General features: G+C 54.5%; 1 protein-coding gene and 1 pseudogene. Both read right to left on the bottom strand.

What is annotated here, in order from left to right; translation table 11 throughout:
* Positions 1 to 84 precede the first annotated feature (84 nt).
* Positions 85 to 723: a bifunctional 4-hydroxy-2-oxoglutarate aldolase/2-dehydro-3-deoxy-phosphogluconate aldolase gene (locus ACSZPU_RS25405; protein WP_499004374.1), complete on the bottom strand. Its 639-nt coding sequence runs from the start codon at positions 721 to 723 to the stop codon at positions 85 to 87.
* A gap of 53 nt (positions 724 to 776) precedes the next feature.
* A pseudogene (locus ACSZPU_RS25400) lies at positions 777 to 1,889 on the bottom strand (gluconate:H+ symporter); the annotation flags it as partial.
* Positions 1,890 to 1,967 lie beyond the last annotated feature (78 nt).

The following is a 1,967-nucleotide window of genomic DNA, read 5'->3' as shown; positions in this document are numbered from 1 at the left end:
TTCAGGCAACCGTCTGTGGTGTTTGCAGAGCTAAGATTGGCGGCTTAGCGTTGCACTTCGGAGTTGAATCCGCCGTGGATTTAATCAGACTGCGCCTGCAACGGCCTCTTTTGCCATGCGGGTGATGGTGGCGAAGTCACCCTGCCCAATGGCCTCTGTCGGAACGAACCAGGAGCCGCCGACACAAAGGACATTTTTCAGCGCCAGATAGTCGCGGTAGTTTTTCAGGCTGATACCACCCGTTGGGCAAAACTTCACGTCCGGCATGGGGCCGACGAAGGCTTTCAGCGCGGCAACGCCACCGTTAATCTCTGCCGGGAAGAATTTGAAGCATGTCAGGCCAGCTTCTGCACCTGTCATCAGTTCGCCAAGGGTGGCGATCCCCGGGATAACCGGAATATCACCAGCAACCGCTTCTTTTAGTAACGAGGCTGTCAGTCCTGGGGTGATGATGAATTCGACGCCCAGTTCCGACACTTTGCGGAACTGCTCGACCGTGGTAACGGTCCCCGCACCGACAATTGCTTCCGGCACCTCTTCCATGATGGTTTTGATGGCCTCAAGCGCGCATGCGGTGCGCAATGTGACCTCCAGCGTTCTGACGCCACCGGCGATCAGCGCTTTTGCCAGTGGGACGGCGTCTTTGACATCGTTGATGACGATAACCGGCACGACCGGGCTTGCGGTTAAAATTTCTTCCGCGCTTTTTTTCCAATGTTTCATAGTGATACCTGTTTGTTTCTCATGAAAATGTTTCCCTGGTGTGGCTGAACCACTTAAATAAAGGCGTTAATGGCCAGGCAACCCAGCAGGCCGCAGATGGAGATGATGGTTTCCAGAACCGACCAGGATTTCAGCGTCTCCACGACGGATAAGTTGAAATATTCTTTGATCATCCAGAAGCCTGGATCGTTAACGTGTGAGAAGAAGACGCTGCCGGAACCCACCGCCAGTACCATCAGTTCCGGGCTGACGCCCGTTGCCTGGATCAGCGGGAAGACAATGCCTCCGGTAGTCAATGCGGTGACCGTGGCTGAGCCCAGCGCCAGACGCAAAATCACGGCAATAATCCATGCCAGCAGGATCGGTGAGAAGGAGAAGGCATGCATGTTGCTGGCGATGTAATCTTTAACACCACTGTCGATCAGTACCTGTTTAAACGCACCGCCCGCGCCGATGATCAGCAGCATCATGGCAATCAGCCTGGCGGAGGATTCGATACTGGTGGTGATTTCACTCACCGTTTTCCCGCGTTTGTAGCCGAAGGTGTACAGCGCGACGATGGCGGCAATCAGGGTGGCGACGACCGGGTCGCCGAAGAACTCTGCGTAGGGCAGGAACGGGTGGCCTTTTGTCAGCGTCATCTCGAGGATGGCGCGCAACGCCATGAGAATTACCGGAATCAACGCGGTAAAGACGCTGACGCCAAAGCCTGGCATTTCGGCTTCGCTAAATTCGCGGTTGGCAAACCCCATATGGATTTCCGGGTTCATGCGGCGAATATAGGGAATGCGGGCGAATAAAATGCCGGAAATAAGGATGCTGGGAATCGCAATGATCACGCCGTAAATCAGCGTCCTGCCCATATCGGCATTAAAGATATTGGCGATGGCGGTTGGGCCCGGGTGCGGTGGCAGGAAACAATGCGTTACCGAGATGGCGGCTGCCATCGGGATACCCACATACAATAAGGAGATTCGTAAACGCAATGCCAACGTGATGACCAATGGCATCAGCAGAATAATCCCGACTTCGAAAAACAGGGCGAAACCGACAATAAACCCGGTTGCGGCAACCGCTAACTGAATATTCTTCTCACCAAATTTATCAACCAGCGTCATGGCAATACGCTGGGCGCCGCCGCTGTCCCCCAGCAATTTACCCAGCATCGGGCGGATTCAACTCCGAAGTGCAACGCTAAGCCGCCAATCTTAGCTCTGCAAACACCACAGACGGTTGCCTGAATC

The organism is Phytobacter sp. V69, assembly GCF_965644215.1.
Classification (GTDB): domain Bacteria; phylum Pseudomonadota; class Gammaproteobacteria; order Enterobacterales; family Enterobacteriaceae; genus Phytobacter.
Note: the sequence above shows the minus strand (reverse complement) of the source record. Positions and strands in the feature narration are given on the sequence as shown.